Annotated in this window: 21 protein-coding genes and 3 tRNA genes; 14 read left to right on the forward strand and 10 right to left on the reverse strand. The window is 38.3% G+C overall.

The genetic code is table 11. The features are described 5' to 3' along the window. Nucleotides 1-2: 2 nt before the first annotated feature. From AC1M9N_RS09075 to AC1M9N_RS09090, 4 genes are all read left to right on the forward strand, one after another. Nucleotides 3-78, forward strand: a tRNA-Val gene (locus AC1M9N_RS09075). Between the two features lie 51 nt (nucleotides 79-129). Continuing rightward, nucleotides 130-206, forward strand: a tRNA-Asp gene (locus AC1M9N_RS09080). Nucleotides 207-298: 92 nt separating this feature from the next. After that, a tRNA-Val gene (locus AC1M9N_RS09085) sits at nucleotides 299-374 on the forward strand. A 76-nt stretch (nucleotides 375-450) separates the two neighbouring features. Further along, nucleotides 451-921: a DUF2750 domain-containing protein gene (locus AC1M9N_RS09090; RefSeq protein WP_035268330.1), complete on the forward strand. Its 471-nt coding sequence runs from the start codon at nucleotides 451-453 to the stop codon at nucleotides 919-921. 5 nt (nucleotides 922-926) lie between these two features. Here AC1M9N_RS09090 and AC1M9N_RS09095 read toward each other — a convergent pair whose 3' ends face one another. The 5 genes from AC1M9N_RS09095 to AC1M9N_RS09115 all read right to left on the reverse strand — a co-directional run bounded on the left by AC1M9N_RS09095 (nucleotide 927) and on the right by AC1M9N_RS09115 (nucleotide 8,244). Beyond that, complete coding sequence (locus AC1M9N_RS09095) at nucleotides 927-1,667, reverse strand: YdcF family protein (RefSeq protein ID WP_481954619.1); 741 nt, start codon at nucleotides 1,665-1,667, stop codon at nucleotides 927-929. 142 nt (nucleotides 1,668-1,809) lie between these two features. After that, a complete protein-coding gene (locus AC1M9N_RS09100; protein ID WP_481954620.1) occupies nucleotides 1,810-4,398 on the reverse strand; it encodes a PepSY domain-containing protein in 2,589 nt (862 codons plus the stop codon). 155 nt (nucleotides 4,399-4,553) lie between these two features. Then, entirely contained in the window at nucleotides 4,554-5,114 is a 561-nt protein-coding gene (locus AC1M9N_RS09105; protein ID WP_035268336.1) for a YcxB family protein, read from the reverse strand. A 101-nt stretch (nucleotides 5,115-5,215) separates the two neighbouring features. Then, on the reverse strand, nucleotides 5,216-7,390 hold the full coding sequence (yccS, locus tag AC1M9N_RS09110) for a YccS family putative transporter (protein WP_481954621.1): 2,175 nt from the start codon (nucleotides 7,388-7,390) through the stop codon (nucleotides 5,216-5,218). Nucleotides 7,391-7,536: 146 nt separating this feature from the next. After that, a complete protein-coding gene (locus AC1M9N_RS09115) occupies nucleotides 7,537-8,244 on the reverse strand; it encodes a nitroreductase (protein WP_481596314.1) in 708 nt (235 codons plus the stop codon). A gap of 376 nt (nucleotides 8,245-8,620) precedes the next feature. Here AC1M9N_RS09115 and AC1M9N_RS09120 point away from each other — a divergent pair, with 376 nt between their 5' ends. The 5 genes from AC1M9N_RS09120 to AC1M9N_RS09140 all read left to right on the forward strand — a co-directional run bounded on the left by AC1M9N_RS09120 (nucleotide 8,621) and on the right by AC1M9N_RS09140 (nucleotide 13,777). Next, on the forward strand, nucleotides 8,621-9,874 hold the full coding sequence (locus AC1M9N_RS09120; protein ID WP_481954622.1) for a DcaP family trimeric outer membrane transporter: 1,254 nt from the start codon (nucleotides 8,621-8,623) through the stop codon (nucleotides 9,872-9,874). Nucleotides 9,875-10,383: 509 nt separating this feature from the next. Further along, nucleotides 10,384-11,631, forward strand: a complete 1,248-nt coding sequence (gene gltS / locus AC1M9N_RS09125) for a sodium/glutamate symporter (RefSeq protein WP_180028146.1) — start codon at nucleotides 10,384-10,386, stop codon at nucleotides 11,629-11,631. Nucleotides 11,632-11,762: 131 nt separating this feature from the next. Continuing rightward, nucleotides 11,763-12,758, forward strand: coding sequence for a patatin-like phospholipase family protein (locus AC1M9N_RS09130; RefSeq protein WP_481954623.1), 996 nt, complete (start codon nucleotides 11,763-11,765; stop codon nucleotides 12,756-12,758). A gap of 153 nt (nucleotides 12,759-12,911) precedes the next feature. After that, nucleotides 12,912-13,091 carry a hypothetical protein gene (locus tag AC1M9N_RS09135; protein WP_035268348.1) on the forward strand — a complete coding sequence of 60 codons (180 nt, stop codon included), beginning with the start codon at nucleotides 12,912-12,914 and terminating at the stop codon, nucleotides 13,089-13,091. Nucleotides 13,092-13,261: 170 nt separating this feature from the next. After that, nucleotides 13,262-13,777 carry an acyl-CoA thioesterase gene (locus tag AC1M9N_RS09140; protein WP_035268353.1) on the forward strand — a complete coding sequence of 172 codons (516 nt, stop codon included), beginning with the start codon at nucleotides 13,262-13,264 and terminating at the stop codon, nucleotides 13,775-13,777. 31 nt (nucleotides 13,778-13,808) lie between these two features. Here AC1M9N_RS09140 and AC1M9N_RS09145 read toward each other — a convergent pair whose 3' ends face one another. Next, nucleotides 13,809-14,153 carry a hypothetical protein gene (locus AC1M9N_RS09145; protein WP_035268380.1) on the reverse strand — a complete coding sequence of 115 codons (345 nt, stop codon included), beginning with the start codon at nucleotides 14,151-14,153 and terminating at the stop codon, nucleotides 13,809-13,811. Between the two features lie 232 nt (nucleotides 14,154-14,385). Next, entirely contained in the window at nucleotides 14,386-14,616 is a 231-nt protein-coding gene (locus AC1M9N_RS09150; protein WP_035268355.1) for a hypothetical protein, read from the reverse strand. Nucleotides 14,617-15,197: 581 nt separating this feature from the next. Between AC1M9N_RS09150 and AC1M9N_RS09155 the strand changes: the two genes are divergently transcribed. From AC1M9N_RS09155 to sbmA, 4 genes are all read left to right on the forward strand, one after another. Beyond that, nucleotides 15,198-16,199 (forward strand): CobW family GTP-binding protein, encoded by a 1,002-nt coding sequence (locus AC1M9N_RS09155; RefSeq protein WP_481954624.1) that lies wholly within the window; start codon nucleotides 15,198-15,200, stop codon nucleotides 16,197-16,199. A 102-nt stretch (nucleotides 16,200-16,301) separates the two neighbouring features. Beyond that, nucleotides 16,302-16,832: a YaeQ family protein gene (locus AC1M9N_RS09160; RefSeq protein WP_481954625.1), complete on the forward strand. Its 531-nt coding sequence runs from the start codon at nucleotides 16,302-16,304 to the stop codon at nucleotides 16,830-16,832. Between the two features lie 38 nt (nucleotides 16,833-16,870). Further along, nucleotides 16,871-17,209, forward strand: a complete 339-nt coding sequence (locus AC1M9N_RS09165) for an FKBP-type peptidyl-prolyl cis-trans isomerase (protein ID WP_035268363.1) — start codon at nucleotides 16,871-16,873, stop codon at nucleotides 17,207-17,209. Nucleotides 17,210-17,374: 165 nt separating this feature from the next. Then, a complete protein-coding gene (gene sbmA / locus AC1M9N_RS09170) occupies nucleotides 17,375-18,574 on the forward strand; it encodes a peptide antibiotic transporter SbmA (RefSeq protein WP_481589098.1) in 1,200 nt (399 codons plus the stop codon). A 69-nt stretch (nucleotides 18,575-18,643) separates the two neighbouring features. On the opposite strand, the gene AC1M9N_RS09175 is transcribed toward sbmA, so the two are convergent. From AC1M9N_RS09175 to salA, 3 genes are all read right to left on the reverse strand, one after another. Next, a complete protein-coding gene (locus AC1M9N_RS09175; protein ID WP_373683302.1) occupies nucleotides 18,644-19,534 on the reverse strand; it encodes a LysR family transcriptional regulator in 891 nt (296 codons plus the stop codon). Nucleotides 19,535-19,658: 124 nt separating this feature from the next. Continuing rightward, nucleotides 19,659-21,023: an MFS transporter gene (locus tag AC1M9N_RS09180; protein WP_051586596.1), complete on the reverse strand. Its 1,365-nt coding sequence runs from the start codon at nucleotides 21,021-21,023 to the stop codon at nucleotides 19,659-19,661. 58 nt (nucleotides 21,024-21,081) lie between these two features. Beyond that, the gene (gene salA / locus AC1M9N_RS09185) at nucleotides 21,082-22,389 is read right to left on the reverse strand and encodes a salicylate 1-monooxygenase (RefSeq protein WP_481954626.1); all 1,308 of its coding nucleotides are present in this window, start codon (nucleotides 22,387-22,389) and stop codon (nucleotides 21,082-21,084) included. A gap of 307 nt (nucleotides 22,390-22,696) precedes the next feature. On the opposite strand from salA, the gene AC1M9N_RS09190 reads away from it, so the two are divergent. Continuing rightward, entirely contained in the window at nucleotides 22,697-23,182 is a 486-nt protein-coding gene (locus AC1M9N_RS09190; RefSeq protein WP_481954627.1) for a hypothetical protein, read from the forward strand. Nucleotides 23,183-23,254 lie beyond the last annotated feature (72 nt).

Consider the following 23,254-nt stretch of genomic DNA (forward strand, 5'->3'; position numbering starts at 1 on the left):
AAGGGCGCTTAGCTCAGTTGGTAGAGCGTCTGCCTTACAAGCAGAATGTCGGCGGTTCGATCCCGTCAGCGCCCACCATATTCAAGCTGAAAAGCTTATATGACCCTAATTGCGTAAGCAGTTGCCGTTGCAGCGGTAGTTCAGTTGGTTAGAATATCGGCCTGTCACGCCGAGGGTCGCGGGTTCGAGTCCCGTCCGCTGCGCCATTTTCTAGATCCCTTGTCTAGATATAATGGTTTAAATCAGCAAGATTTCTTTCTTGCATCTTAAAAATAGCGGTGCTATTTTTATTCCTCAAGGGCGCTTAGCTCAGTTGGTAGAGCGTCTGCCTTACAAGCAGAATGTCGGCGGTTCGATCCCGTCAGCGCCCACCATATTCTTTCTATAAAAAGTCTTTTAAGTTTCTATAATTTATATAAAATATGATGAATTCATGTTTATAATAGAATTATGAGAAATCCATACCAGCGTAAGCCTTCAAGTACCTCTATTGCCTCTACAGTTGTCTCTCCAAAAGAACAATACCAACAATTTATGGAAACAATTGTAGCTCAGGCTAAAGTTTATAGTTTATATAATGATGGTTGGGCATTGTGCTCCACTCCATCTGGTCAGCGTACGCTTGCTGTTTGGCAAAGTAAAGGAATGGCACAATTATTGGTTCGTGATAAGTGGGAAAAATATCATGTGGAGGAAATCCAACTGATACCATTTATTGAACAAGTTGTTCCTTATATTCGACAACATAATACTCACTTGTCACTGAACTTGATGCCAGAAGGTCAAAATGTTTTGGTATCGGGGCGACAATTTCTAATTGACCTAAAAGCTTATCTATACCAGTTATCGATCGATCAACCTGAAAAATTAAATAGAGAAGGGGTTCCTTCTCCTCGAAAAATCCGAATACATGATAAATAAAAAATTTAGTATTCTTTTAAGATCCAGCCACTAATATAAGCAAAATATTCTCTAAGCCATCCGTTATATCGTGTGGTTAAAGGAGTTTCAGCACTGACTGATGTGATTTGGGTATAACCTTGAAATCGGGCAATGGCTGCAGCACGTGGTGTATGAAAATCACTGGTGACAACTACAATATGACTATCTTGGTTTAAGTCTATTTTGTTTAGCAGCGGGACACTGTTTTTTAAATTGAGTTCGGTGCTGGTGCTTTGACTTTCTTCAAATATACGCTGTGGGTGAATACGATACTTGTCGATCAAATATGCTTTCATCACTGCAGCTTCAGTAATTTTCTGATCAAAACCTAAACCGCCAGTTACAATAATAGAACTACTGGAATATTGAGCGGCGATCGTTGCACCTTGGTCTAATCGAGCCTGAAGCGTTGGGGAGGGTTGGTTATTGATTAAACCACTACCCAAAATAATAATCGCATCAGGTGGTGTATTCATGATGGGGGAATGATTTGGTTTAGCTAAAAAATTAAAAAAAATAGCCAAGCTGATTAACCAGATGGAAAAAATTGTCCATCCCATTTTCCAAAACAAGTTAAAGTTAGAATGATTCAAACGGTAGTGTTGGATTTTCTTATTAAAAAACAGACATACAATGATCATTATGCCAATAAATGCTGGAAGTACAGTACCTAAATGAATTTTATTTTGACTGATTAAAATGATTCCATCGATTAATAGTATCAATGCTATTAACCAAGCGAAAAATTTTAAAATCCTTATATACATTCGATGTCATCACTAGTGGGAAATGAGAAAAAGTATATCGCATAAAAAAACCGAGCAGATTAAATAAAAATCGTGCTCGGTTTTGATCATAATAACCGTGTTAGTAAACGTCTCTACGGTAGCGACCAGCTTGTCTTAATTCATCTACAGTAGTTTCACCTAAGATTTCAATTAAGGCTAGATCAACATCGCTTGCCATACCATTGATACTGCCGCACACATAGATTACAGCACCTTGATGAATCCATTTAACGACTTCAGCCGCATTTTGACGCAGAATATGGTGTACATAGACTTTTTCTGGTTGGTCTCGAGAGAACGCGAGATCAATACGCTTTAACATCGCTGTATTTTGCCAAGCTTCGATTGTTTCTTTATAAAAGAAATCATGTTCGCGTTGGCGTTCACCGAAGATGAGCCAGTTGTCAGTGTAGTCCAAACGTACGCGAGCTGAAATTAAGCTCATTAGACCTGCGATTCCTGTCCCGTTACCGATACAAATAATCGGTCGATTATCATCAATTAAATGGAATGATTCATTGGTTCGAATACGAAGTTGTACCTGACTACCAACCGCAACATGATGTGTTAACCAGCCTGAGCCTAAGCCGAGTTGCTGCTGTTCATCACGTTGTTGACGTACCACCAAGCGCATCATGCCTTGAGTTGGAATACTTGCGATCGAATATTCACGAGTAGGTAAATTTTCAAGCTGCTCAACGAGTTCCTTAGCTGTAGCAAATGGCTGAATCTCACTATTTAAATTTTTATTCCACAGGCTTTCAACTAAGGTTTGACCTGTAGTTGCGAGAACTAAAGCCTCATCTAAGTTGTGCTGTTGTAAAAATGCTTGAATACGTTCAATGCTATTGCCGGGTTGAATTTCCGCAATATCTCCAGCTTGCCAGATCGCGTCGTGATCAGACTCAAGCTCTAAATTATAAGCTGGTTGACCCAAACTGTTTGGATTAAGCAGTGTACGTTTTTGAAGTTTCCATTGATCAAAGACTTTATCAATAGATAGTGTTGCTAATTCCAATTGAGCAGCTTGTGCGAGTGCATCTGTCCAATTTTGAATATCTTGGTTATTGGCATTGTCCACTTCAATCACATTAAAGAGGGGAGTTGCACCAGATGCATTGAACCAGTCATAAATACGATGACCAAAACTACAATAAGTGTCAGGATATTCACGTGAACCAAGTGCCATAACTGCGAATTGAGCATGACTTAGATTCAGTGGATGAGACATCAATTTCTTTTCAAAGCTTGCAGCTAAGTCTGGAGCTTCACCTGTACCGTAAGTACTCGCGACCACTAGAATTTGAGATGCTGTTTGTAGCTCATTAGTGGTCAGGCTTTGCACTGATTTAACAGTGACGGGTTGGCGTGCTGCTTGCAGAATTGAAGCTGTACGCCAAGCCAATTGCTCGGATACACCAGTTTGACTTGCATAAGCGATGAGCCAAGGTTTGGCATTTGGATCAACATCAACCACTGCTAAATTTTGCTTCGCTTCACGGGTCAATTGTTTTTGCTTGCGGCGTTTGAGGTAGAGCATCCAACCCGTCACAAAGAATAACGGCATAGCGAGTGCAGCTAACATCGCGAAGAACTGGTAAATAGGACCAAAGAAGCTGCCACGGTGTACAGGTAACATGCTGCTCATGATTTTTTCATTGAGCTTTTTGTCTTCGTACAATTCAACATCTTTCAATTGATTCGTATTTAAGTCGACAGTCGCTTTGTTACGAGCACGTTCATGTTGCGGAACAGGATCAACGAAACTCAGTTCTAATTCACCGTTTGCACGTTTAGGAATGGTGAAGGTTACGGAAGAAAATTGATTTTTAAACTGTTGATCAAACGTAGACCAAGATTGGTTGAGCGCAAAGTGAATCTGTTCTGTTTGGAGTGATTTACGCTCTTCACGTCCTTCACGTCCTTCACGTCCTTCACGTTGAGCATTTGGTCCAGCATTTGAACCAGGACCTCCCGCTTGCATTTGGGGTTGCGGGCGCTCAACACCAAGCACTTTAAACATGCCGTTGCGCCACCAGTCATATGACCAATATAAACCTGTGCAAGCCAACATGAGATAGAAAATGGCCACCCATGTTCCAACGACTGCGTGTAAATCCCAAATAAAGTTTCGACCTTTTAATTTGGGTTTAACTGAAAACCATTGTTTGAAACTGTGTTTTTTCGGCCAACGTAGATATAAGCCACTGAGGACAAAGAAAATAAGAATCAGTGTACATGCACCGGTAATTTGTTTTCCAACTGGTCCGACTGTCAAGTTACGATGTAGTTGTTGTACGAATGCGAAGAATTTTCGACCTTTAATTTCAGGTAGTAATTCAGCACTGTAGGGATTGATCATCATGGTCAAACCACGACGTTCGCCTTCCTTCGCAACATTGATACTTGATGAGTCAGTAGGTTGAGCAGCAATCGTAATGCTATTGATTTTAAGGTCAGGATGCTCCTGCTGGAAATGTTGATAAATTTCAGCTGGTGTTAATTTTGGGCGTTGTTCAGCAACAACTGTATAACTTTCCTGATTGATCAGCTTGATAATTTGCTGCTCATAAGAATATATTGCCCCAGTGACACCCATAAGTGCCAAAATAAGGCCTGCTGTTATTCCGAAAAACCAGTGTAACTGGAAAAATATTTTCTTGAACATAAGGGTCTGAGTGAATTGGAATTTTTGAATGGTGCGATTATAACCTAACTCAAAAAAAGTGGAATGTATTTGAAGATAATATTTATTCTCATTCTCATATAAAAAATTGTGATAAAAAAACCTCCAAAGTCGGAGGTTTTAATATAAAGCCGTATTTACAGTGATTTTGGCTCACCTACGCTTTCTTTAAGATGTTTACGGATGGTCTCGAAAGAGAAGTTTTTGCTGTTCATTCGTTTTGGCAAGATATAAGCGCCTTGCTGACCTTTAACTTTAAAGTTCACCAAAATGAAATCTGGCGTGTTATACCACTCATAGATATCTTTCCAACCAATTGAACCTACACCTTCTTGTAGTCCCATTTTTTGACGCATCACGATACCATGAGGCTGAACACCTAATTTAATTCCAGTAATTTCTTGTACTGGAAACTCATTCATTTTGCGTTTAGCGTACCATTCTAGTCCAAACTTTCGTACTAAAAAGTATGTCAGCACACAGACTAAAGCCACCCAGCAAAATACAGTAGAGTAATTTTTAATAAAAATTAGACCCAAAATTGCAAGCGCAGTAATTGCACCCATAATAGCCCAAGCTTTAGTTCCAATTTTATTTGTGCTGCGCCAGATTGCGAGTTGCGCATGGCGTTGTTCAGCTTCAGTAACCTCGTAAGGAACGGGTTGTAAAGTATAGGCGTATAAGTTTTTTGCAGTCATAGTTTCGTTAACAAAATGTGTATATCTGAGCAGAGTTTAGCATTAAATTAATACAATCAGGGAGTATATTGTACTAATTTACTGCCTTGAAAATTCAACATTTACAGTGATGCCAATGCGCTGGATTGAGTATCATGTTCATGACTTAAACTTTGTTTTAAGGTACTTAATCGTCTTAATACACCAAGCATTAAAGAAAGTTGCTGTAAAACAATCAATGATTTATGTGAATCCTGATCATCTTTATTCAAACGTTCACGAATCGCGGACTCCAAATTTGTCAGATTTAGCTCAGGGAATTCATCTCGTAAAAAAGCACCTTGGATATCATTTAACGCTTGTTGAAGTAGTTCTAATGTTGACTGATCTTGAATTTTTTCACGGTGTGCACCTAGCGCAGCAATATAGCTGATAAATGTATGATTGAGACAGAGGAACTCAAATGCTAGAGATTTTTGCGTTGGATCAAAATCAGGTTCTGTTGCTAATGTCGATATGAGTGATGCGACATCCGCATCACGATTATGTGCAGTGCGGCGGACTACGCGGTAGTTCAAACTATTATTACGTCCATGATGGTACTGTTGTACGACTTCAGTAAGATACTGACATTGAGCTTCGAGTGAACGTCTGATTGAATGGGGGAGTCGTCTGAATTTCCAATCTGGAAAAATAAAGCTTACCCCAAACCATGCCAATGCACAGCCAATTAAAGTATCTAACATTCTAGGAAATGCTGCTTGGAAACCTAAACCGTCCAAATTGAAATTAATTAAGGCTAAGATCGTAATAAAGGCAGTGGCTTGCGCATATTGCTTACTGCGTAATTCAAAAAATAGGACACCACTCACAATTAATAATAAGAGTTGACCTTCAACAGAAGGAACGAAATACAGAATTGCAAAACCAAGAGTAATGCCACCGAGTGTTCCCATGATCCTGAGTCTGAGTCGACGTTTTGTGGCGTTGAAGTTTGGTTGACTAACAAATAGGGCTGTTAACAGTACCCAATAACCGTATTCGATATTGGTGACTTGAACAAAAACATATCCGATGAAAAGTACGATGGAAACACGAATTGCATGTCGAAAGAGTACGGATTCAGGGGTTAAATTTTGTTTGATACGAGAAACGATATCTTCCCAACCTTTCAGATCGTCATCTTTAAGTTGGTTTTCTAAATGTTTAGTGCGGTCAAATTTAATATGCCGTTCAGTTTCAAGATTTCGTAATTGAGCATCGATGGCTTTTAAGTTCTGGAGTAAGGCAAAAAGAGCATTAACCCAGATAAGATCATGTTTTTGTTCATCACGGATTTTTTCTAATGACTTTCTGAGATTACTAAATGCATGTTCAAAACGTGGATTATGCTGGTAAGTTGTGCGATTTAAGATGCTTTCACTTAAATCTTTACATGCTTTTGCTTGCAGTGTAAGAATACGTTGGAAGCGAAATAAAATATCACTATGTTCAAAGGCTTTGGTTAATTGTTGATAATCAATATGTGCCGAGTCAGCTCGCTCGTGAATGTCCTGTGCAATAAAATAATATTGTAAGCTGCGACGGGTATCACTTTGACCACGATCTCCTTTTAATCGGGTAAGGAGTGTGGTTTTCATATCATTAAAGATACCTACTAATTTCCCATTTTCCAGCGACAAGCTGATCATACTTTTTTGGTAGCTATTCGCTGTCATATCCACATCAAAGAGATTGGATTTAGCAAAAAGGAAATCACCGAGTGAAGAATAGCTTTTCGAGAGTTGATCTTGAACTTGTCGAGCTGGAAAAAGCAAGAAACTAAGCGTAGACAAGATCCCATACCAAATGGCACCAATCACCAAAAGACTGGGTTGCATGTACCATTCGTCAAAAATATCAACACCTAGCATGGCATAGACAGAAATCACTAAGCAACCATATGAAATGGTAGCATAACGTCTGCCTAATGAGCCTAGTAAAATGAGACCAATACAAGAGATGATCAGGCCTGAAGCAAAAAGCACAGGATATGGGAATAACAGTTGAACAGAAGCTGCCGCAATAAAGAAACCAATATAGGTATAAATCAGATTCATGATACGTACTGAGAAGCGATCATCGATGTCGCTCAGCCCAGCAGCAACAACCCCTAATGTTAATGGAATTGTCATCAATTGCTGATCTAACAGATAGGGAATAAACGCGGTACCTGCGAAAGCGACGATCATCCGCAGGTTATACATAAATGAAGTATTATAGGTCGCTTTTTTAAGCTGAATCAGCCATTTGTTCAAACCAGAATCCTTTATGAATAGAGGATAGGGAGAGATGAATATAGGTTGAATATTCATCTAATTTAAATAGGGATTATATGCTTGAAATTAACTGTTTGTCTTTATAAAACCACCCTAACTGAATGAGCGTTTTGATCCTTAAAAAATCAGTCTTCCAAGAAAACAGCAAACTCTTCAACTGGAACTCGAGGTGTTCTGAAAGTATTCACAAGCGCATCAGGGTCGGCATAGCCTAAAGCCATCCCACAAACGAGTTCTTCGTTGGCAGGAGCATCCAGAACATCAGTGACGATTTGATGAAAATGATTCCATGCCGCTTGAGGGCATGTATCTAAACCACGTGCTTTTGCTGCTAGCATAACATTTTGAATCATCATGGAAATATCCATTTTAGAGCCAATGCCCATGGCTTTATCCACGGTAAAGAAAATGCCAACAGGTGCATCAAATAATTGATAGTTTCTAAGATGTTGTGCAGCCATCTTATCCTTTTCACCTTTTTGAATGCCCAGCAACCCATAAAGTCCCCAACCATTTTCACGACGACGATCGATATACGGGGAAATCCATGTTTCTGGATAATAAGCAAAAGTCTCGTTGTATTGTTGAGCAAGTTCAGGGTTTTGATAAAGTTGCATTTGTGCATGACAAACTTGATCAATTAAACGTTGACGACGTGCGCCTGTCACCACATAGACTTTCCAGGGTTGAGTATTTGTGCCAGAAGGTGCTCTTGATGCGACTTCTAAGATTTCTTGGATAAGTTTTGTGTCTACGGGGTGATCTAAAAAGGCACGTATAGATTGGCGGCCAGTGATCACTTCATCAACGGCTTGAGTATGTTCTGTGGACATTGCAACTCCTATTTGAATAATTTTGGATGATCCATGATGTCTCTACGACTAAGGTATAATTTTGAATATGCTTTTAAATAAAGATTTTATAAATTATACAGATATAAACTTTTTTCAATTCATCATCAGAAATTGTGATTGAGAAAATTGGTTTTGACAATAAAAAACATTTAATTATGAAACATAAGTTGCTAGATTAAGTTACAACGAATACACATTATGTTACGTATTTATTTTAATCAATTCATCAAATTTAAAAAAAAGCAGTTTAGTGCATCGTTGATTATTTTAAATTAATCAAACGTTGTGATTGGGATTCAGCAGGTTGACCAAGCATATATGCACGGATGCAAGATGAAATAATTGGAGATTTTTAATGAGTCAATCAAAACATCAAACATTTTTAAAGAAAAGTTTAGCAATCGCAGTTGCAACTTTTGCAGTTTCTACTGCACAAGCAGCGACTGAAAAAGATGAAATTCAAAAATTACGCCAAGAAGTTGAAGCGTTAAAAGCTTTAATTCAACAGCAACATCAAGTACAACAACAGCAGCAAGTACAATTGGCTGAAGTTAAAGCTCAACCAGTAGCAGCAGCGCCTACAAACTTGAAAACTAAAGCAGGTGCTGAAGTGAATCTATATGGTTTTGTACGTGGGGATGCGAACTATATCATTGAAGGTGCTGACAATGACTTTAATGCTGTAAACAGCGTTGGAACGAGTAATAATCCGTTAGTTGAAGATAAATTACGTGCAACTGCAAAAACAACACGTCTTGGTTTAGATTTCAAATCTAAAGTAGAAGGGGCAGACGTTGGTGGTAAAGTAGAAGTGGACTTTGCAGGCTCAAATGAAGCATTACGTATTCGTCATGCGTATTTAACACTAAATAATTGGTTATTCGGTCAAACTACTTCAAACTTCTTGTCAAATCATGCTCCAGAAATGATCGATTTTGGTACCAACATTGGTGGCGGAACAAACCGTTTACCGCAAGTGCGTTGGTCTCACAACTTAGCGCCAACAACTCAATTATTTATTTCAGCTGAAGAGGGTAATTCTACTGGAGATGGTATTAAATACCGTCTTCCAACTTTAACTGCAAAAGTCACGCAAGCTTATGCAGAGGGTAAAGGTAATGCTTCAGCTCGTGCCTTAATCGAAAATTATAAATCTGATACCGCTGGTGATGATAAGACTGGTTTTGGTGTAGCGATCGGTACAAATTACCAAATTAGCGAACCACTCAAAGTATCTGCTGACGTGTCTTATGTAAAAGGAAACAGCAACTATTTATATGGCTCAAATAGTGCTTATGTTGTCGATGCAAATAACAATATTGAACAAAATGAGTTTATTGCAACCCAACTTGGTGCTACATATAAGTTCTCACCTCAGTTACGCTCAACACTGGCTTATGGCGCACACTATGCTGATGACAGCACGGGATATGCTAAAGCGAACCCAAGTGCAAATGAAACTGTTCAACAAGCATGGATTAACTTTATCTATACACCTGTGAAACCTGTTGATTTAGGTGTTGAATATATCAATGGTAAGCGTGAAACTTTCGCAGGTCAAAGCTATAATGATGACCGTGTAGGCTTAATGGCGAAATACAGCTTCTAAGCATGAGTTATAAAAAACCGAGCATAGTCTCGGTTTTTTTATTCACTTGTCATTCATCAGTTAAGACTAAAGAATGTCTGAATTTTGCTGATTGAATAAACAAAAGTAATGCGAATTATAAAAAAAAGTGCATAATGTTCGGCTTAAACAGTGAGCAGTCCTGATCATCAGGAATTTCTTAATCATTTTAAGTTCACTAAAACATATTTAAGTGTTTGTTTGAGCCATAAATCAATTGTATCTAGCCAAACGTATGTCTAAGAATAGAGTGCGTTTTGAGCAACTGATTTATTTTGAAAAGTGTATGTTTTTTATTAACAAGATTGAATCCAATGAAATCGAGGAATTAATATATTGTTACTCAATTAAAAATTTATCTATTCCTTTAGATAATCAATATTGAATAAGGATATGTTTATTTTTGGATGTGAGATTCGAAATAAATCTTATTGATTAAAAAACAAGCATAATATGAATTAACAGTCATCTGTATTTGCTGAGAATTAATGATGGAATTTACTTTTAACGCTTTTTACACGTTAATTGCTGCAGTAATAGTTTTATTGCTTGGCCGTTTTCTTGTCAACAAAATCGACTTCTTAAAAAAATATAATATCCCAGAGCCTGTAGCTGGTGGTTTGGTTGCTGCCATAGTTTCGTTAATTGTTCACAATTTGTGGGGTTACAGCATTACTACGAGTAGTGAATTGCAAACCAGTTTCATGTTGGTGTTTTTTGCGTCGATTGGTTTGAGTGCAAACTTCGCCAAACTCAAAGAAGGTGGTATGGGACTGGTGATCTTCCTGATCTGTGTCGCATCATTTATTATCGTACAAAACTTTGTCGGTATGAGCCTTGCAACGTTACTTGGTATTGATCCACTTATTGGTTTAATTGCAGGTTCTATTACCTTAACGGGTGGTCATGGTACTGCTGGTGCATGGGGTGAGATTTTAGAAGTAGAGCATGGTATTCAAGGTGCTTTAGCACTGGGTATGGCAAGTGCGACATTTGGTTTGATTATTGGTGGTTTGATTGGTGGTCCATTAGCAAAATTATTGATTAATAAGCACCAGCTCTCATCACCAGTGACGAATTCGGTTGAAAAAGACACACGTGATGCGAATGCAATTGCAAATCCGAATGATCAAGGCGAGTTTGTGCCTTTTGAAAACCGTAATCAAGTTCGTTTAATCACTGCGGATAATGCGATTACCACATTAGGTTTATTTGCTGCGTGTTTGGCATTTGCTGAATTTATGACAGGTTATAGTAAAGGCACTTGGTTTGAGCTTCCAACTTTCGTTTGGGCATTAGGTGGTGGTGTTATCCTGCGTAACATCCTCGAAGGTCTCATGAAAGTGGAAATCTTCGATCGTGCAATTGATGTATTTGGTAATGCCTCGTTATCGTTATACCTAGCAATGGCACTTCTTTCACTTAAGTTGTGGCAATTGGCTGATCTTGCAGGCCCATTGGTTGTGATCTTAACAGCTCAAACCTTAACTATGGCATTGTACGCAGCATTTGTCACTTTCCGTGTGATGGGTAAAAACTACGATGCAGCAGTTCTTGCAGCAGGTCACTGTGGTTTCGGTATGGGAGCAACACCAACAGCAGTTGCAAACATGCAGGCGATTACAAATATGTATGGTCCTTCACATAAAGCATTCTTAATAGTACCTTTATGTGGCGCCTTCTTTGTTGACTTAATCAACGCAACAGTGATTCAGATGATTCTAAAATTCTTTGCTTAATCTGAAGATTTTTTAAGAAAGTGTCATTTACAAAAAGCCCCTCATCTGGGGCTTTTTGTCATAAAAAATTCATACAGACGACCTGTCAATGATATGCTTTCATTCAGTTTAGATTTTTAATTTCTGATGCAATGAAGAAGTTTGTACTCCTGATTTCCCTCTTATCTTTGATTTGCTTACAAGGCTGTCAACAGGTTGTAACCAAAGCTCAGCTTTCAAAATCAGTGTCTACTCCTTTGGTGGATGCTTCATCTCATATCATTAAAAATAAGCATAAGAAAACTGATGCTCCGAGTATTGCATTGGTGCTCGGGAGTGGGGGAGCGCGAGGTTATGCACACATTGGTGTCATTGAAGTTTTAGAGCAACGTGGAATCAAGCCTGATTTTATTGTTGGTACCAGCGCAGGGAGTATAGTCGGGTCAATATATGCCAGTGGAAAATCAGCAAAATCGTTACGTGAAGTTGCATTAAATATGCAAGTCAATGATGTACGTGATTTTAACATTGGTATTCAAGGCTTTTTTGATGGCGCTAAGGTTGAGAACTATGTCAATAAACAAGTGGACTTTATGCCCTTAGAACAGCTTCCTATTCCAATGTATGTGGTGGCAACAGAGTTAAAAAATGGAAATTTAACAGTATTTAACTATGGTAATACTGGGCAAGCAGTGAGAGCTTCTATCTCTATTCCAAGCATGTTTATTCCCGTAAAAATTGCTGATAAGGATTATGTTGATGGCGGTTTAGTGAGCCCTGTACCAGTCAATGTGGCGAGAGAATTAGGGGCAGATATTGTCATTGCTGTTGATATTTTGGCCCAGCCAGAGCACACGGAAACCTCGAATGTGTGGGGGATGTTTAATCAAAATATAAATATTATGCAAAATAAGATCGCGTATAACGAGCTAAAAAATGCAGATATTGTGATACAGCCAGATCTAAGAGAAAAAGCACATATCTTTGATGTTAAGGGTCGTGAAAATACGATTCAAGCAGGTATGACTGCAGCATTGAACAAAGTTAGTTTATTAGATCAGATACGTCATCGGATGATAGGACAATATGATGCTCATCAGTATCCTGCCCATGATGATAGTAAAAGAGCTGTTTGTTTAAATTGCTAAATTGAATCAGATCTTAATTGTCTCATAAAATATATATAAAAAATAAGTAAAATCATTGTTATAAATTGAATGATTGTTATATTGGGGTCATAAAAATGAGGGTTAGTACTTTATCTAACCCTTAAAAAGATGAAATATAAATTAAGGTGTAGTGTGTCAGTTTTTCAAGTTGGTCAAATTGTTTATTTAGCGTCAAATTCAGATATTACATTCGAAATAATACGAATTAACTATGATGAAACCTATGAAATCCAAGTCAAGAATCAAGCATCGTTAAAGTTAAAATACGATAATATTTCTGCTGAGATGCTTCGTTTAGTCAAAGATGAATAAATTTTAGGCAAATTTATCATAGTTTCTGAGAGTGAATGATTTCCTCTGATACTTTTAAGCTATCAAGTCTTGAAATTATTGGAGTTTGTTTCTGATTTAAACATTTTATAATCAAGAAAAAAGTTATAATAGTGTATTAAATCTCCTGTCATGATTGAGTTCTAATATTTATGTCCGAATTTAACCAAGCGTTACCGCTTGCAGATGATCAGTCTGAATTAACGATGTCTGTATTAATGACGCCGGATATGGCGAATTTCTCAGGTAATGTACATGGTGGAACAATTTTAAAGCTGCTTGACCAAGTTGCTTATGCGTGTGCAAGTCGATATTCAGGTTCTTATGTGGTAACTTTATCTGTTGATAAAGTGAACTTTAAAGAACCAATCCACGTGGGTGAGTTGGTGACTTTTTTAGCCAGTGTGAATCATGTGGGGCGTACCTCAATGGAAATTGGGATCCGCGTTGAAGCACAAAATATTCAAAAACGTACGGTACGACATACCAATAGTTGTTATTTCACAATGGTCGCTGTGGATGAACATGGGAAACCAAAACAAATTCCACCGCTAAACCTAGATAATGACTGGAAACGCTGTCGTTTTGAAGCTGCTGAGCATCGTAAAATTGCTCGTTTGAATGAAAATCATCATCCTTCTTGCAGCATATATAAGAAATCGGTTTAAGAAAAAAGACTTCACATGGTGAAGTCTTTTTTTATGGATTTTGTAGCTTGGCGAGGGTATGTCCATCGACAATCATGTACCAATTCCCTTGTGCATCCTTGTAGGGTTGACGAGTGACAATAAATTTCGTGTTGATAGGACCTAAACCTGTTTCAAATCCAGTATCTGAAAACTGTTTAATTGGAGCTGAAACGGCGGTTTTTTTACTGAGCTGATTGTTACTATATTCTATACGACCATTAGCAGTAATATTCAATTGAACACGACTGTCCGCGCTAATCCAATGTCCTACATAATCCAGTTTATCCTCTGGTAAAGGTTTGGAACATGCAACCAGCCATAGGCTGAGTATAGCTATCCCAAGAAATTTCTTCATTTTCATGTCACGTGCTTAGAATTGAATTGGCTTTTTGGTTGAAATATGTGATTTATTTGTCACTTATATCGTTTTATAATAATTATGTATATGTGTTTATCGTAATTTATAGAGAATTATTCAAAAAAAACAGGCATAAAAAAGTAGAGCTGTAGCAAAGCTCTACTTTTAATCAGATCAAGCCATCGGGGGAAGACTTGGTCTAAAATTCAGTCAATTTATTTTTGATTAATTACTGAGCAGGTTGAGCTACAGGAGCTTCAGTACCTTCTTCAGCTGCAACCTCTGTACCCGGTTGAGCAGCTGTTGGTTGACCAGCAGCAGTAGTTTCAGCATTCACTGGTTGTTCTTGAGAAGAAATCAACACTTCCTGTTTTTTTTCATCTTTTGCTTCTGTTGCAGCAAATGTTGAGAAAGCTGTGAAGGCAAGTGTAGTTGCTAATAAAGTTTTAACTAAATTCATGAGTGGCATCCTTATTCAATAAAATAAATTAGAATTTAATCTCATAAGCTTTCCGAGGAGAGAAGCGAATATGAAATTAAATCTAGATCATCGCGTAAAATGTTAAAAGCTGAATCGCATCTAATACGGTTAGCGAGTCAACGAAATTCATCCTAAGTCCAGAAGCTCAATTGGGCAATCAATGCAACAAAGTGAAACACGATAGTTAACGCACGACTAACAAACCAAGGTGTAATGTAGTTTTTTTGTCTCAATGAGAGTCAATATGCCTCATAAAGTTGTCAAAAAATATGTCATGGTGAAGAAAAAAACAGCAATTTTTTTACTTAGTTTTACATTTGAAAAGGTTCGATTAGAAAATCAAAATTGAAGTTTTGAATTAAATTCAGAGTAATGATCTGTGAAATAGATTTACATATTTTTAATTTTGATTCAACAGTTCACTTATCCTATTTAATTCCAATCATTTAGTCTTTTGAATTCATGCATTCATATAAATTATGAGGAAAATTATCCTAGACTTGTTTTTTAGATAAATTCCGACAAGAATCCGTACACCTCTTCAAATTCAGAGATCCATTTTGAAAGTACTTGCAACTCAGTCAGTGCCGACACATATCATTACAGGTTTTTTAGGTGCAGGGAAAACCACGCTTTTACAACAACTTCTCAAATTTAAACCTAAAAATGAGCGATGGGCTGTATTGATGAATGAGTTTGGTCAAATTGGCGTTGATCAACAGTTATTGCCAAATAATGATGGCTATGAAATCAAAGAGCTATTGGGTGGATGTCTGTGTTGTACAAGTCAATTGCCAATGCAAATTGCATTGTCTCGGTTATTACAAGAATCTCACCCAGATCGGCTATTTATAGAGCCGACAGGGTTGGGTCATCCTGCACAGTTGGTTGAACAACTGACTGAACCACATTGGCAACATCTAGTTGCGATGCGTTCTGTAGTGACCGTGATTGATGGATCTCGTTTACATGACTCTGATTGGATGAGGCAGAGTTTATATCAAGATCAGTTAAAAGCGGCTCAAGTTGTGGTTGTGTCTCATGCTTCGGACATGAATGACTTGGATCGAAAAGAATTGGCTGATTTAAAACAACAATATTTAGCTTATATTCCACATTGGCTTGAAGCTGATCAAGGCAATATTCGCTTAGAACAAATTGATTATCCTTATGTGGGAATTCAGCGTTCAATGCAACCCTTATTCAAGGTTCAGCGACAGTTCAAAGTTGATGAGGAAATGCCAGCTGTAAAGCAACTTCCATATCATTACGTCGAACAGGCTCAAGGGTATATTGTGGCAGGATGGAAGCTTCCAAAACGTTGGCAGTTTGATTTTTATGAATTATTAGACATCCTTTGTGAGCTAAAACACTGGGTACGTATTAAAGGCATCTTCAATACCAACCAAGGTTGGATGACATTCAATTTTAATCCTGATCAATTCAATTACAAATCAGGCGAAGAGAATATTGATAATAGGATTGAAGTGATAACCCAGCAGAATCAAGATTGGGAGCATTTAGAGCAATCAATTCTTAAGGCGCGAATCGATGATCAATAAAATCGTTAGATCATTCAACTCAGAATACAGACGGATTGAAAAGCATTTTCTCAATGTACGCTGAATCGGGTATGCTTAGCAACAAATTTGAGGATACCCCTTATGGCGTTAAAAGCGACGATTTATAAAGCAGATTTAAACATAGCCAATATGGATGTTCATCAATATGGCGACTATCAGTTAACGATGGCTCTACATCCGTCGGAAACGATTGAACGTTTGATGGTTCGAGTATTGGCATATGCTCGTTTTGCAGATGAGCATTTAGAATTTACTAAAGATTTATTTGAAACTGATGAGCCAGCACTTTGGCAGAGAGATTTAACAGGTCAGTTAGAAAAATGGATTGAAGTGGGTAGTCCAGACGAAGATAAAGTAAAAAAAGCGAGTGCGCGTTGTAAGGAAGTTGCGGTGGTCACTTATGGATCATCAGTGGATGAATGGTATAAGCGCAACAGTAAATTGAAAACATTGAAAAATGTGCAAATCTGGCAACTCAGTGAAAAAACAACGGCACAAATCCAAGCATTGTGCGAACGTACAATGCAACTGCAATTGAATGTGATGGATGGTGAGTGGACATTGATTTCAGATCAAGGTCAAGCTGAGATTGAGTGGACTCAATTACAGTAAGCCACTAAGATTTTAAAGATTAAATTTGGAGTAAGCACATGACGGCTGAATTAGAAATTATTGACTTGGTGGTAGGTGAAGGTAAAGAGGCTGTAAAAGGTGCTTTAATTACCACTCATTATACTGGTTGGTTGGAAGATGGTACGAAGTTTGATTCATCATTAGACCGTGGTAATTACTTTGAGACTGTGATTGGTACAGGTCGTGTCATTAAAGGCTGGGATCAAGGTATTATTGGAATGAAAGTGGGGGGTAAGCGTAAACTAATTGTGCCTGCACATTTGGCTTATGGTGAGCGTAAAATGGGGAATATTATCCCAGCCAATTCTAATCTAATCTTTGAAATTGAATTGTACGATGTGAAAACTCGCGATTAATTAAAGTCGATGAAAAGCCCTGCATTGCGGGGCTTTTTTATGTTACAACAATGCTGAGCGTGCAATAGATATAACAAAAAATTTCTAAAAAACGCACCGACTCAGCAGAATTAGGATTACTATTCAGAAAATTCATTCAAACAAAATTAGGGATATAAGCGCTGAATGTTTAAGTCATTTTTTCCGAACCCAAAGTGGTTTTTTCTCTCTGTCGTCTTGTGGTTTTTTATTAATCTCGCTTTATGGTTTTTTGCGGATGGAAAACAATGGGGCGAATATTTAGGTTTTCCTCAAGGTTATGCAGAAGCTGAACTTGCGATTAATATCAGTCGTTTTTGGTCACCACAATTTTTGTGGTTCTATCTATGGTTCTTGGTGGCGACCGCCTTATTTGCACTGTTTTGGAAAATAAAATCAGACAATCCGTGGCAGCGTTGGTCAGTATGGGGATCTGCATTTATCCTTTTTAATATTTGGTTAACAGTACAAGTCAGCGTTGCTGTGAATGCATGGTATGTACCATTTTGGGATTCTATTCAACAGATTTTAAATTCTGGTGGTGGTGAGGTGGATAAACTCTATGCGGAATCATGGACCTTTATCAGCTTGGCCAGTATTTCAGTGACATCAGGCGTCATCAGTGCTTTCTTTACCAGTCACTATATTTTTAGATGGCGTACAGCAATGAACGAATACTATGTTCAGCATTGGGAGAAATTGCGTCATATCGAAGGTGCTTCGCAACGTGTACAGGAAGACACCATGCGTTTTGCAACGATCGTTGAGGATTTAGGGGTTGAGTTAGTACGTGCAGTACTGATGTTAATTGCCTTTCTTCCTTTATTATTTGCATTGTCTGCGAAAGTGCCTGTTTTACCATTTATTGGTGAGTTGCAATATTCTTTAGTATGGGCAGCGATTGGATGGGCGGTATTTGGAACTGTCTTATTAATGGTGGTGGGTATGAAACTGCCAGGATTAGAATTTAATAATCAAAAAGTAGAAGCGGCATATCGTAAAGAGTTGGTATACGGCGAAGACCATGAAAATCGTGCGCAACCTGCAACTTTAAAACAACTTTTTAAGAATATTCGTGCTAACTATTTTAAATTGTATTTCCATTATGCCTATTTCAACTTGTTTGCACGTTGGTATGGACAACTGGATAATCTGTATATGTTATTTGTGTTGTTCCCCGCGATTGCAGCAGGCCTGTTGACACTGGGATTGATCCAACAAATTATGGGTGTATTCAATCGTGTTCGTGAGTCATTCCAATATTTGGTGAGTTCGTGGAAAACGATTATTGAGCTACTTTCTATCCGTAAACGTCTAAAAGCATTTGAATCTATTTTGGATAAGTAGTGTCCATCATGGATTTAAATTATTAAAAAAGGCTCGTATATACGAGCCTTTTTATGTCTGAGTGGGAACTTAGAGCGTGCTGAAAATATTTTTTAGAATCTTACAAAACCACTTACGTGCGTCTAAGTCATCCTTATGGTTATACCAGTTAACACTGACATTGAATGAGCTAACTTCAAAAGGGAGTTCAAAAATTTGAATATCCGTATGCTGTTGATAAACCTTCGCGGCTCTCGAAGGCAGAGTAACCAGAAGTTCTGAGTGTTTTACCACGTTCTGCAAAACACTGAAGTGGGGGACTTCAAGCATGATCTGACGAGAATGACCAAGTTCTTTTAAACGCTGATCAATTTCAATATGACCAGTACTCGATTTGATCGCAACATGTTTTTCCGATAAATACGCGTCCATGCTGAGCTTTTGCTGTATGCGCGGATGCTCTTTTTTAGCGATACAGACATAACGTTCCTCAAACAAATTTCGAGATTCAATTTTGGGCATAATGGTGTGACTGCTATTAAAAACAGCCACATCCAAAAAGCCTTCAACCAGCCATTCCTCTACTTTTTCTGAGTGAATTTCCTCAATTTCGAGTTTGATATTGGGAGCATGTTGTTCTAAATATTCAATCAGCGAGGGAAGTAAACAAATTTCTCCTAAATCAGAAATGCCTAAACGAAATACTTTTGAAGAGGTTAGCGGGTCGAAATGCTTGGCAGAATCAATTGCCATATCAATTTTAACAATTGCTTCGTAGAAACTTGGATAAAGACTTTGTGCAAGCTTTGTGGGTTTAACACCAAACTTGTCACGTACAAAAAGCTGATCATTCAGCATTTTCCGCAGTCGATTTAAATTATAGGTGACGGAAGGTTGACTGAGATTCAAACGTTCTGCGGCGTGACTGATATTTTGAGTTTGATAAATAATAATAAAAACTTTAATCAGACTTAAATCGATCAACTTTACATTCCTTGTAAATATTTAGAGACAGTCGCTATATCGAATAACCACTGTAACAAAAAAAAGAGAGAGTTAACTCTCTCTTTTATTTTTAATGACTTAGATGTTATTGATGAATCATTTACTCATAAGCCACGTTTTTAACGCCGTTTGCTGCGCCTGCAATTTTTTTATTGCGCAGATGGATCGCAGTCACACTGATCACTGCAATCATACAAGGGATAGATAAGGCAATGAAATTATATTGAACTGGCAAATTAAGGCTGAGTAACCATCCACATAAGATCGGACCCAAGATCGCGCCTAAACGACCTACGCCAAGTGCCATACCTAGACCTGTCGCACGTATGTTAGATGAATAATATTGTGACATATAAGCCAACAATAAAATTTGTCCGCCAATCGATGCTGCACCTGCGACTGCTACACAGAAGTAAAGCACCATGGTAGGTAAGTTATAGCTTAATAAGAATAGGGAAATTGCGCCGCTCACAAACAAGGTGCAAAGAACTTTAGGTAAACTGAATTTATCAGCAAAAAAACCACCAAAGATTGCACCCAGCATACCACCAATATTGAGCGCAAATAGGAACACTAAACTGGTTGAGAGGTTGTAGCCAGCTTCCATCATCAGTTTAGGTAACCAGTTACCAAGTGCATATACCAATACCAATGCCATAAAGACACTTGCCCAGAATAGAACAGTAGTTACACCACGACTTTCAGTAAATAAGTCTTTCACTGGTGATTTAGACGATTCTTGGTTTTCTTGATGCAGACTAATGCGCATATCAGCAGGAATTCTTAGATTTGTGTCAATTTGTTCTAAGATATGAGCAGCTTCTTTATGCTTGTTTTGACGAACCAAATAATCGATGGATTCAGGCAATAACTTCCAAATGATTGGCAATAGAATGAGTGGAATACCTGCAATCATAAACATGATTTTCCAGCCAAATTGCGGTACTAGCCACATGCCTAAAATGGCAGAACACATTCCGCCTACAGCGTAACCACTAAACATCAATGACACTAAGGTGGAGCGTAAACGCTTAGGCGCATACTCTGTCATTAGTGTAATAACGTTCGGCATCACGCCACCAAGACCTAAGCCAGCAATAAAGCGATAGATCCCGAACTCTTGAGGATTGCTCGCTAGTCCACACATCACGGTAAAACCACTAAAAATGACAATACAAACTGCAATCAGTTTTTTACGGCTAAAGCCATATTTTTCAAGTTTGTCACTCATACTGCCAAAAATGATGGCTCCAAACATCATGCCAAAGAGGGCAAGACTTCCTAAGAAGCCCGCCGTCATTGGATCGATTGCCCATTCTTGCATGAGTTTAGGCAATGCCACACCGTAGATGACTAAGTCATAGCCATCAAAAATAATAATCAATGCGCTGAGTAAGATGACTCGCCAGTGAATGGCTTTGAGTTTGGCATGATCAATAATTTCATTTGCATTTAACGTATTCATGGAGACCTCCCTGGTCAATGAATCGGTTGATAACAGTCCTGTTAATGTTTTTGCTTATTTATATGGCTTCAGCCACGAGATGTTTCTCTATTGCTTGGCCTAAGCGATGTTGTGCGAGTACAACGTCTTTTTCTAAATCGTGTTGCCATAACCAATCAAAACGGTGTGCCAAATGTTGACCTACACTGTCAAAGTCTGGATACAGGGGTGAATATAATTCGTAAATCTCACCAGATTCTCGTGATGTGTTTTGTACACGGATGGCACGCTCTTTGCGCAGTTGCTCATAGACATGAGAGAGTTGTGCAAGGTCTTCAGTGCAGATTTGCGCTGAGTGATGTTCCAGATGTTTGAATAATGCAGAAAGAATTAAAGCATCTTCAAGACCTTGACCAGCACCAGCTCCTTGGTGTGGCAACATCGCATGTGCTGCATCACCAATCAAAATTACATTGTGTTCGCTGTTTTGATAGGTCTTAAGTGGCTCAATCTCATGAAGGGCCCAGATGGTAGGTTTTTCAATTAAGTTCAGTAATGCGCGACAGCTCTCACTCCAATCCGCAAAATCAGCCAGCATTTCAGTTTTGGTTGTTGGTCGTGTCCAAGGGGTCCCTTCTGGCAGAGTTGTATTCTTGCGATCTGACTTAAAGGCAACAATATTGATTTCTTCACCTTTACGAATAGGGAAAGTTAAGATGTGTTTGTCTTTCCCCAATAACATTTGTGGGACATCTGCAAGTTCAGGATCGTGTCCAAGTTCTGCAATGACCTGTTTAAAATCTAAATACTTGATAATGCCGCGATAAGCCCATGTTCCTGAAAACTGAGGATCGACTTTTGGAAGTTGATTCGATGCCAATACATGATCACGCACAACAGAATGGATACCATCACAACCAATCACGTAATCAGCTTCAACCACTTCACCATCTTGGAAAGTTAAACGAACACCAGCGCTTGAAGCTTCAACAGATTGTACACGTTTATTGAAATGTGCATTTTGTGAAGGAACGAATGGAATAAGTGCATCAAGAAAATCAGCACGATGCACAGAAGATTGACCGACTTGAGGTGCGATCGAAGCCGATAGGTATTCATCGGTATAGCCATTACGCCATTGGAACCAGATATCTTGATAAGGCGCAGCAACTGTATCCGCAATGGCGTGATATTCTTCACCCAAGCCTAGAAGCTCAATTGCTTTAACAGCATTGGCACCAAATGAAATGCCTGCGCCAATTTCTGAAAATCGTGCTGCTGACTCATATAAATGCACATCAAATTTTTTATTTTTTACCAGGTTGGTCATTAAAGCTAATCCAGCAATACCACCACCAATGAGCGCAATCTTAATTCTTCTTTCCATGATTCAATTCCGAGTTGTTTGCCCTGAATAAGATCATTACTGATTTTTAACTACTTATCCAATTTATATATTTTGGTGAAAACTATTTAAAAAATTGATAGTTTGAATTTGACGTCTATTCCTACTGGTTTTGAAGCTTTATTGTCAATTTATGATCATTGATGTGCGTGATTTAGCAAATTTACTACCTAAATTTTCATGTGCTTACTTGTTTTACAGTGTATCTGTAGGGAAATGCGTTCAGGATGTGATACAACAAAAACATAATGACAACGATGAAAATTGAGTTTAAGTGATGACATTAAAAATGAATAAAACTGCTTTACGTACACTGTGTGCATCGGCTTTGATCATGGGCGTATCGACATTTTCGAATGCGGGACCAGCTGTAGATCAATTGAGTGATTGTGTGGTCAAGTCGACGACTGCTGCTGATAAAACGACAGTATTACAGTGGACATATTCAGCACTGTCTACTCATCCTGATTTAAAAGGCTTTAGTAATGTCAGTGCTGAGCAACGTACTGCATTGGATCAAAAGTTAGCGCAAGTCTTGCAACGTGTGATCGTAGAGCAATGTTCAACACAGACCAAAGCGGTGATTCAAGCTGAGGGTATTCAAGCTGTTGGTGAAAGTTTCCAAGCATTGGGTCGTAGTGCAGGCGAAGAAATCATTAAAAACCCTGAAGTGAATAATCAGCTGAAAGGGGTGGTGCGTTATATTGATTTAAATAAATTGGTGACAACATTCCTTACCCCTGATATTTGGAACAAGCTTGGGATCACTCGTTAATCTCGAATTTCAATCAATCGTAAGAATATACATAATTTAGCGATTGATGAATGTAGAGTGGCGTTACTCAAC

Source organism: Acinetobacter sp. ANC_7655 (assembly GCF_056784015.1).